Origin of the sequence: Deinococcus marmoris DSM 12784, assembly GCF_000701405.1 — a bacterium.
GTDB classification, from domain to species: domain Bacteria; phylum Deinococcota; class Deinococci; order Deinococcales; family Deinococcaceae; genus Deinococcus; species Deinococcus marmoris.
Genome location: NZ_JNIV01000139.1, coordinates 1 through 9,138 on the forward strand (window position 1 = coordinate 1; position 9,138 = coordinate 9,138).

General features: G+C 64.5%; 9 protein-coding genes and 1 rRNA gene. 4 read left to right on the forward strand and 6 right to left on the reverse strand.

The window, feature by feature from the left end; all coding sequences use genetic code 11:
- Nucleotides 1-185: ribosomal RNA gene (locus Q319_RS0121160) — 16S ribosomal RNA — on the reverse strand; the annotation flags it as partial.
- A gap of 589 nt (nucleotides 186-774) precedes the next feature.
- On the opposite strand from Q319_RS0121160, the gene prfB reads away from it, so the two are divergent.
- From prfB to Q319_RS0121180, 4 genes are all read left to right on the forward strand, one after another.
- Nucleotides 775-1,870 (forward strand): peptide chain release factor 2 gene (prfB, locus tag Q319_RS0121165; RefSeq protein ID WP_156039521.1). Its coding sequence is split into 2 segments (ribosomal slippage): nucleotides 775-819 and nucleotides 821-1,870, totalling 1,095 coding nucleotides; the frame shifts between segments, so codons are not numbered across the junction.
- A gap of 185 nt (nucleotides 1,871-2,055) precedes the next feature.
- Entirely contained in the window at nucleotides 2,056-3,036 is a 981-nt protein-coding gene (locus tag Q319_RS0121170; protein WP_034416161.1) for a serine/threonine-protein kinase, read from the forward strand.
- A gap of 135 nt (nucleotides 3,037-3,171) precedes the next feature.
- The gene (locus Q319_RS24990) at nucleotides 3,172-3,582 is read left to right on the forward strand and encodes a thioredoxin family protein (protein ID WP_051655644.1); all 411 of its coding nucleotides are present in this window, start codon (nucleotides 3,172-3,174) and stop codon (nucleotides 3,580-3,582) included.
- A gap of 2 nt (nucleotides 3,583-3,584) precedes the next feature.
- Nucleotides 3,585-4,319: a cytochrome c biogenesis CcdA family protein gene (locus Q319_RS0121180; protein ID WP_051655645.1), complete on the forward strand. Its 735-nt coding sequence runs from the start codon at nucleotides 3,585-3,587 to the stop codon at nucleotides 4,317-4,319.
- Between the two features lie 59 nt (nucleotides 4,320-4,378).
- On the opposite strand, the gene Q319_RS0121185 is transcribed toward Q319_RS0121180, so the two are convergent.
- The 5 genes from Q319_RS0121185 to ispF all read right to left on the reverse strand — a co-directional run bounded on the left by Q319_RS0121185 (nucleotide 4,379) and on the right by ispF (nucleotide 8,829).
- Entirely contained in the window at nucleotides 4,379-4,948 is a 570-nt protein-coding gene (locus Q319_RS0121185; protein ID WP_162178691.1) for a peptidylprolyl isomerase, read from the reverse strand.
- A gap of 332 nt (nucleotides 4,949-5,280) precedes the next feature.
- Nucleotides 5,281-6,528, reverse strand: coding sequence for an aminopeptidase (locus tag Q319_RS0121190; protein WP_029484413.1), 1,248 nt, complete (start codon nucleotides 6,526-6,528; stop codon nucleotides 5,281-5,283).
- An 82-nt stretch (nucleotides 6,529-6,610) separates the two neighbouring features.
- Complete coding sequence (locus Q319_RS25870) at nucleotides 6,611-7,627, reverse strand: GGDEF domain-containing protein (protein ID WP_051655646.1); 1,017 nt, start codon at nucleotides 7,625-7,627, stop codon at nucleotides 6,611-6,613.
- Between the two features lie 195 nt (nucleotides 7,628-7,822).
- The gene (locus Q319_RS0121200; protein WP_245619426.1) at nucleotides 7,823-8,329 is read right to left on the reverse strand and encodes a tRNA (cytidine(34)-2'-O)-methyltransferase; all 507 of its coding nucleotides are present in this window, start codon (nucleotides 8,327-8,329) and stop codon (nucleotides 7,823-7,825) included.
- Entirely contained in the window at nucleotides 8,326-8,829 is a 504-nt protein-coding gene (gene ispF, locus Q319_RS0121205) for a 2-C-methyl-D-erythritol 2,4-cyclodiphosphate synthase (RefSeq protein WP_034416163.1), read from the reverse strand. The genes Q319_RS0121200 and ispF overlap by 4 nt, the downstream gene beginning before the upstream one ends.
- Nucleotides 8,830-9,138: the final 309 nt, after the last annotated feature.

Sequence of the window (9,138 nt, forward strand, 5' to 3'; positions counted from 1 at the left end):
CACCCACACGAGGGTGCTGCACATCCCGTATTAGCTGACCTTTCAGCCAGTTATTCGGAACTTTGGGGCAGGTCAGTCACGCGATACTCACCCGTGCGCCACTAGATCCGAAGATCCCGTTCGACTTGCATGTCTTAAGCACGCCGCCAGCGTTCACCCTGAGCCAGGATCAAACTCTCCATAAAATGGTCTAGCACTGAAATCAGAGATTTCAGATGTTAGTGTGTTTGGTCCAAGCTTTCGCTTGGCTGCCCCCTTCCGTGGAAGCGGGTCTGCTTTGAAGTCCACAGGCCAAAGCCCATGTCTTCCGTTTTCGTGAATCTGGAGCCACTTCCCATTGGAAGCGCCGTTCACCCGCCTCTGTCGAAGCGGTCCTGCTCTCTCTCTGCGTGTGTTGTCATGCGGCCCGCCTCACTCGGAGGCTCAGAAAAGATACAGGCCATTCCCCTTTCTGTCAACCTCTGCTGGATTACTTTTCGCCAGCGCGAGGCAGAAAACCCGAAAAATGCGTCTCCAAACTGCTTTCGAGGGCGTGACTTGATGTTTTGAGAGCAGCCAATTCTCCCAGGCGAACTGAAATGGCAGGCCGAGCCGAACGCTGATCCGAACACCGTGAGCAGCGAAGAAGACGACTGCAACTCGCCTCTTTCTCACCTTTCGCAGATGCGCCTCCCAGACGGGCCTCCCAGACGCGCCTATACTCTGTGTTTGGCAGATGCCCGCGTTCCGTACCAAACGGGGAGGCGCGGAAGGGAGGCACGCACAATGCAGGACATGCAAGAACTGTTGGAAAAACTGGCGTCGCTCCGGGAGTACCTTTGACATTCCCGGCAAAACGCGCCGCCTGAACGAATTGGACCGCGAGCTGAGCGATCCCGAGTTGTGGAACGACTCCGAGCGCGCCCGCAAGGTCACGCAGGAAGCGGGCACCGTGCGGCGAATAGTCGATGAGTACACGGCGCTGAATTCTGACGCCCAAGGCCTGAGCGAAATGCTGGATATGGCCGACGCCGAGGAACGCGAGATGCTGGCCGAGGAGCAGGCAAGTATCGGCGTGCGGGTGGATGAGCTGTACAGAGAAACGCTGTTCACCATGAAGCACGCCGACACCGCCGCCATCGTGCGGGTCAAGAGCGGCGCGGGCGGCACCGAATCCCAGGACTGGGCAGGCATGCTGTCGCGCATGTTCATGCGCTGGGGCGAACGCCGGGGCTACACGGTGGAACTGGTGGACCAGCAGGACGGCGATCAAGCCGGGGTGCTGAGTTCGGAATTCATCATCCGGGGCGACAAGGCTTACGGAATGATGGCCCCGGAACACGGCGTTCACCGTCTGGTGCGGGTTTCACCTTTCGACAGCAACAACCGCCGCCATACCTCGTTCGCCTCGGTGGACGTGGTGGCCGAGGTGCCGGTGGAAGAGATCAACATTCACATTCCCGACAGCGACCTGCGGCGCGACGTGTTCCGCTCGCAAGGTGCAGGCGGGCAGGGCGTGAACACCACGGATTCCGCCGTGCGCCTGACCCACCTGCCAACGGGCCTCGCGGTGGCCTCGCAGGTCACACGCAGCCAGATCAAGAACCACGACATCGCCCTCCAGATTCTGAAGCAGCGCCTGTACGACATCGAGGTCAAGAAGCGTGATGCCGAGGAAGCCAAGGCGCGCGGCGAGCAGAAGAAGATCGAGTGGGGCAGCCAGATTCGCAGCTACGTGCTGGACAAGCAGTACATCAAAGACCACCGCACCGCCGTCATGAAGCATAATCCCGCCGACGTGCTGGACGGTGATCTGGACGATCTGATGTGGGCTGGCCTGGAATGGATGGCCGGAAAACGCGTCGCCGAGGAAAGTACCGACGACGAGTAGCGCCGGGGGACGCGGGTCAGGGGCGGGCTGGATTTCCCGTCCGCTCCGCCGCCGTTCTCGGGCTGATTCCTGTGGTGAAATGCACACTGTCACGGTCCGGTCAGAACAAGGGTGGTTTAATAGGGCCTAATCTCCATCAACTTCAGCCCCAGTACGCCTGGTCCCGTTTCAAAAGTTACTTACCAATGACTGAATCCAATACCCGCACCATTTCTGGCTACACCCTGAACCGCACCCTGGGACGTGGAAATACGTCTCTGGTGCGGCTGGCCGTGGACCGGGACGGCGAACAGGTGGCGCTCAAGATTCCGCACGAGGAGACCCTGGGCAACCAGGAGGCGGCGGAGCGTTTTGGCAACGAGGTCCGGTTGACTCTGCAATTCCGGCACCCGCATGTGGTCCGGGGCTACGCGGGCACGGCCTTTGGGCCAGGGGCGTTTCTGGCCATCCGCTATTACCCGGACGGCGCGCTGAACGAGCAACTGGCCCGCATTCCGGGCCGGACCCTGCCGATCAAGGAGGGCCTGCGGATTCTGGCGGACCTGGCCTCGGCGCTGGCGTACCTGCATCATCTGGGGGCAGTGCATCAGGACCTCAAGACGCACAACGTTTACGTGGATCCGCAGGGCCGGGCGGCGCTGGGCGATCTGGGCAACACCTATTTCGTGGCGCAGGGCGGGCAGGTCAGCGGCAGTCCGTACTACATGGCCCCGGAGATCTACCACGGCGAGAGCAGCAGCGCCGCCAGCGACGTGTACAGCCTGGGAATTTTAATGTACGAGTTGCTGTCGGGGGACCGCCCCTACCAGGGCAACTCCTACGAGGAACTGATGGTCGCGCACATGACCCGCTTTCCGGCCCCGCTGACCCACCTGAATCCAGCGGTCTCCCGGCCCCTTTCACGGCTGGCCGAACAGGCGCTGGCCAAGCGCCCCGGCGAGCGCCCCCGCGCCGACGCCATCCGCCGCGCGCTTCTGAGCGATCTGGGCGAGACGCCGCAGGATGAGGTCTACGAGGAAAACAAAACCTCGCAGCCCACGCAGGATGTGGGCCGGACCACGCTGGTGGGGCGGCATGGCCCATCTCAGCCACGCAGCGCCCCAGCCGAGGCCAAGCCAGAAGCCCAGAGCAGCGCGGGCTGGAATCCGTTCAAGCGCCGCAAATAGTCGCCGGAGATTCACTTGCCGAGTGCAGACCTGCCCCAGAGCTGATTGCGGGGCACAGAGTTGATGACGGGACACAGGGCAGGCATTGAACCTTTTGCCGCCGCTGTCCCGTATCCCTTCTCAGGAGGTTCCACCATGACCTACAAGACTGTTTCTGCCCTCGCCGCCGCCCTGCTGATCGCCGCTGCCGGAGCCAGCACTACCAAGCCCGCCGACCCCAAGATGATGGACGCCAAAATGGTGCATTACACGCCCTACACCAAGGCGGCCTACGACGCGGCCAAAGGGATGAAGCGCGTGCTGTTCTTCCACGCGACGTGGTGTACCAACTGCAAGGCTGCCGACGCCGATATCACGGGGAACCTGGGCAAGATTCCAGCGGACGTGGTGATTTTCAAGACCGACTACGACAAGGAAGTCGCCCTGAAAAAGCAGTACGGCATCGTTTCCCAGCACAGCTTTGTCCTGGTGGACGACAGCGGTAAAGCGCTGAAGAAGTGGGCGGGCGGCAAGCTCAGCACCATCATCAGCAAGACCCAGAACTAAAGATGTTGCTGCTGCTGGTGGCCTTTGCAGGCGGGCTGCTGACCGTGCTGTCGCCGTGCGTGCTGCCCGTGTTGCCGGTGCTGCTGTCCGGCGCGGTGGGCGGGCGCGGGCGGCCCGTGGGCATCATTTCTGGGTTCATCGGCTCGTTCGTGCTGCTCACACTGTTTCTGGCGACGCTGGTGAACGCTCTGGGTCTGAGCGTGGAGGCGTTGCGCTGGGGCGCGGTGGTCCTGCTGCTGCTGTTCGGCCTGACGCTGGCCGTGCCTGCCCTGCAACTGCGCTTTGAAGTGCTGGCGGCACGGGCACTGCCACAAGGCCGGAGCAGGGGCGGCGACGGCTTTCTGGGCGGCGTGCTGGTGGGGATCACGCTGGGTGTGGTCTGGACCCCCTGCGTCGGCCCGATTCTGGCCAGTGTCACGACGCTGGCCCTCAGCGGACAGGTGACCGGCTTTGCGGCGGCGGTCACGCTGGCCTACGCGCTGGGCGTAGCGATCCCGATGCTGGGCGTGATGTGGGGAGGCCGCAAGCTGCTGAACCGCCCTGCCCTGATGAACCGCCTGAGCGGCATCCAGCGCGTCTTCGGCGTGGTGCTGATGCTGTTCGCGGTGGGCATGGTCTTCGGCGTGGACCGCCAGATTCAGACCGCACTGGTCGAAAACCTGCCTGCCCTTCAGCAACTGACCTTCTTGGAGGAAACCCCTGCGGTGCAGCGGCAGTTGGAACAGACGCTGCCGTAAAGCAGGAGAAAAGGGCGGCCCCGGCATTGGATCTGCCGGGGCCGCCCTCCTGTTGCCGTTTACTTCTGGACGAGGTAGGCGTTCTGAATCACGTCGGTGGTTCCGGGCATGCCGGGCTGAATGCGGGTCAGCTTGTCCAGCACGTCCAGACCCTCCACGACTTTGCCAAAGACAGTGTGCTTGCCGTCCAGGTGCGGGGTGGCGGTAAACGTGATGAAGAACTGGCTGCCGTTGGTGCCCGGTCCAGCGTTGGCCATGCTCAGCACGCCCTTGCCGCTGTGACGGTGCGAGGAACCGAACTCGTCCTCGAACTTGTAGCCGGGGCCGCCGGAGCCGGTGCCGGTGGGGTCGCCGGTCTGGGCCATGAAGCCGTCGATAACGCGGTGGAACTTGATGCCGTCGTAGTAGTGGTGGCGCAGCAGGTACGCGAACGAGTTGACAGTCACGGGGGCGTCGTCAGGGTACAGCTCGACGACGAGGCGGCCCTTGCTGGTTTCCAGCACGGCGCGGTACTCCTTGCCGGGTTCAATGCCCGCACCCAGTTCGGGGGCGCTGGAGAACTTGGTCTGGCGCTCGGCGCTCAGTTCGGGGGCTTGCGTGAACCCATCGGCGGTGTAGGTGTCAGACATGGGATGCATTGTAGCGGGGGAAGGTTGAAGCGCGCGAAAACGGTTCCCTCACGTGGCCTCATCCGGCGAACCCGTCCAGAGACTGTCACTGGATCACTCACCCAGAGTCTGGAAATCCCCTGATAGCCACTCCCACCAGCGAACGTTCGAGGCTCGCCGCATCCAGCACCGTCAGAACCTGCGAGTTCATCCAGGACAGGTGGGGCGCAGCTACGTCGCGGCCTCGTGGCAGCCACCGCTTACCGGAAGTTGGAAAGGGTTGGCCGGTTGCGCGTGCGTCAGAGCCGGAGGAAGAGCCAGGACAGTCAGATCAGGGCTGCCAGCCTCTCCCATCAGATCACCCATTCACCGCCGCGCATCAGCGGCTCGCGTTCGCCGGACGCCGTGATTCCGTCCACATCCGTACCGGGCGTGCCGATCATCCAGTCCACGTGGATCAGGCTGTCGTTGCCGCCCGCCGCACGCAGGCTCTGCTCGTCCTCGCCGCCCTGAACGTTGGTGGGGTAGCAGCGTCCCAGCGCAATGTGGCTGGCCGCGTTCTCGTCGAACAGCGTGTTCAGGAACAGCGTGCCGGTCTGCGCCACGGGGGCAGAGGCGGGGACCAGCGCCACCTCGCCCAGCCGGCCCGCGCCGTCGTCGGTGGCGATCAGGGCCTTGAGGGTGTCCTCGCCCCTGTCCGCGCTGACATCCACGGCCACGCCGTTCTCGAAGCGCACGCGAATGCCCTCAATCAACTGTCCACGGGCGCTGAGGGCCTTGGAGGCCACGGCCACGCCATCCACCCGGTCCTTATGGGGCGCGGTGAAGACTTCATCGGTGGGCAGGTTGGGTACGCCGTAAATACCATTTTTGGCCGCCTCTCCCCCGCCCTGCCAGATGTGGTTTTCGGCCAGCCCCACGGTCAGATCGGTGCCCAGTTCGCTACGGAAATGGACGGCGGTGTACTGCTTCCCGGTCAGCAGGTCAGTCAGGCGTTTAAGCTGCGCCAGATGCGCGTCCCAGGCGGCCACCGGATCGGGGGTATCGGCGCGCGTGACCTTGAAGATGTCGGCCCACAACCGCGCAACGGCCTCCGCTTCGGCAAGATCAGGGTAGACACGGGTGGCCCAGGCGGGGGTGGACATGGCGGCCACGGTCCAGTTGACGTGAAAGCCGCCGATGGCCTCGCTGACCTTGCGGGTGGCCCCGGCCTGCAATTTGCTGCGCCGCGCCACGCGTTCGGGGTCAACGCCGGACAGCAGGGAAGGATCGCTGCCGATGATCGAGATGAAGGCGTACCCGTCCTCCACCATATGCAGGGACTCTTCCGAAATCCAGGAAGGCAGGTACTCCACCGCTGCGTCGCTGCCGTCCTCGTAAAGCGCGAGGGCCAGATGCTGATCGTTGTAATCGACGCGCACATTCTCGGCTCCGGCCCGGTACGCTTCACGCGCCACCAGCCGGGCCAGTGGGGCGGCCTCCACAGGCGCGTTGATCAGCACCTTGCCGCCTGCGGGCAGGTTGACGCCGGTGCGGACGAGAAGTTCGGCGTAGCGGGTCAGTTGGGTCTGGAAGGCCTGGGCCTGAACGGGGGAAGTCATGGCCGCATTCTACGGCTGAGAAGGCGCTGCCCAGTTCGTCGTGACGCCTCACCCACACACCAGACTGGCCCGTTCGGCCTGCTTACAGCCAGCGGTCCCCGCCCGCCTCTTTGGCCGCGTACATGCGGCGGTCTGCCAGATTGACCAGTTCGTCGCGCTCCTGAGCTTCGGAGGCGAAGGCCAGCCCGGCGCTGACCGTCAGACCCGGCAGCCCGCCTACCCGGAGTGTTCGGACGGCCTCCAGCAGGCGGCTGGCCGCCGCATACGCTTGCTGGGGTTCCAGGTCCGGCCACACCACCAGAAACTCCTCGCCGCCCCAGCGGGTGACCGTGGCCTCCGGCCCTGCCGCGCCCTGCGCCGCCCGCGCCACCTGGGCCAGCACCTCATCGCCCAGGGCGTGTCCGTGGGTGTCGTTGATGCTCTTAAAGCGGTCGATGTCCAGCAGCAGGGCCGCCGCCCGCGTGCCGGACCCGTGGGCCACCACCTCGTCCAGATGTTGCCCACCACCCCGGCGATTGAGAATGCCGGTCAGGGGATCGGTGTGGGCCTGGGTGCGGAGCAGTTCACCGCGCACCCGCTCAGTGTGAACAGACTGGCCGTACAGCGCCAGAAAGGCGATCATGCCCACCAGAAAGAGGGCGTACAGCAGCAGCGGGATGTCCAGTGGCGCAAGCAGCACCACCACCGCACCCACACCCGCAGTCATCAGGGCCGTGGCTACAAAGGCCCGCTCAGGAGGCAGCGAGCTGAAGATCACCACGGTCACGATGCCCACCGTTAGGTAATACTGCGGCGGGATGCCCTGGTCCGTCAGGGCACTCCGCAGCACCTCTGCCACCGTCCACAGTGGCAGCCCGTAGGACAGCAGGACCGCCAGCAGCCGGGCAGGCACCCACTGCAACGCGATCAGCGCCCCCATCACCACGCTGATCCCCAGGCCGACACCCAGCACGCCGAGTTGTTGACGGGCGTGGGTCAGCTCCAGCAGCAGCAGCGCGGCGTGGGTGGCAGTAGACAGCAGCGCCAGCGTCAGGTGTGCGCGGCGGACTCCACCCTCCAGATCGGTGGTCGGCGGGGAGAGGCGGATACGGAGGGCCATCTGAGTCAGAGTGTACGGCGGGGACTCTTACGCCCGTCTGCCACCCGCATCTACCGCCTACCGCTGGCGTCCACGCGAACCCGGATTTCTCCCAGTCATACGGATTCCGTTTGTTTCCTTCTCGCTCCGCTCGGATTACAGGTGTTTTCAACACCCTTTAATCGGAGTCCGTATCAGCTCTTCAGGAATCCAGACCTACCAGCCCTCGATCTGCCGTCCGGCCTCGAAAGCCGCCGCGCCCGCCGCCACCGCCAGATTCAGGCTGCGGCCCACGCCCGGCTGCGGCAGCTTCAGCGCACCCAGACCCTCGCGCAACCACACCGGCAGGCCGCGCGATTCCGGGCCGAACAATAGATAATCGCCGCGCTGGAAACCCGCCCGCGTATGCAGCGTGGTGGCGTGCGTGGAAAAGGCGAACACACGCGCGCCTGCCTCCAGCCCAGCCTGAAAGGCGGTCCAGTTGACGTGTTCGTGCAGGGTGACCCCTTCCAGGTAATCCATCACCGCCCGCCGGAATTCGCGGTCATGCAGGTGGAAGCCAAAGGGCCGGATCAGGTGCAGTTCCGCGCCCAGCACGGCGCAGGTGCGTGCCACGTTGCCCACATTCCCGGCCTTTTCCGGCTCGTACAGGACGATTCGTAACAGCGGCTGACTGGGCAACGGTTGACTGCGCGAGGGCTGAATGGGCGGCAGCTCGCTCAACCCGGAATCCGTGACAGCAGCGCCGTGGCCCGCGTCTGCACATGCGCCGGGGCCAGCCCCTCGGAGGTCTTGAAGCTCACGCCGACCTCGCTTTCCGGCAGCCCCAGCAGCGCCGCTACGTTGCACGCAATCCGGGCGCGCAGCGGCCCCAGCTTGGGCTTGTCCAGGGTGACCACCAGGGCAATATTGACAGGCGCGTACCCGCGTTCACGCACCAGCTCCAGCACCCGCCCCAGGATCGCGCGCGAGTCCAGCCCGGCCCACAGCGGGTCGGTGTCGGGAAAGTAGTCGCCGATATCGCCCAGCGCCAGCCCCGAGAGCAGCGCGTCGGCCACTGCGTGCAGGACGGCGTCACCATCACTGTGGGCCACCGTTCCCAGGGCCGCGCCAGGAATAGAGACTCCGCCCAGAATCAGAGAGTGCCCAGCGGCCAGTCGGTGTGCGTCCTCGCCGTAACCGACGCGGAGCGCCGGACCTGCCGGTTCAGATGAAAAAACCATGTGGGAAAGATAGTCGAACTGTGGATTAGAAGATCTTCGCGCTGATACGCCCTTCCTGAAATGCAGCCGGCCAGAGGAGGGGTATGGGTGCAGGAGACCAGCCGCTGGCGGCCCCGCTCACCACAGTTTCCGACACGGTAGCGGGACAACAGTCTTCTTCAGTGCCGGGGAGAACGGCGTGTCATGCTGGCACGCTCCAGAGCGTCGCCGTAAATCCTGATCAGTTGGTCATAGTTGCGCTGGGGCGAATAGGTGTCCTGGAAGGTCTGGAGCGCGCCGCCTCGCATACGTTGACGTTCCTCGGGATGC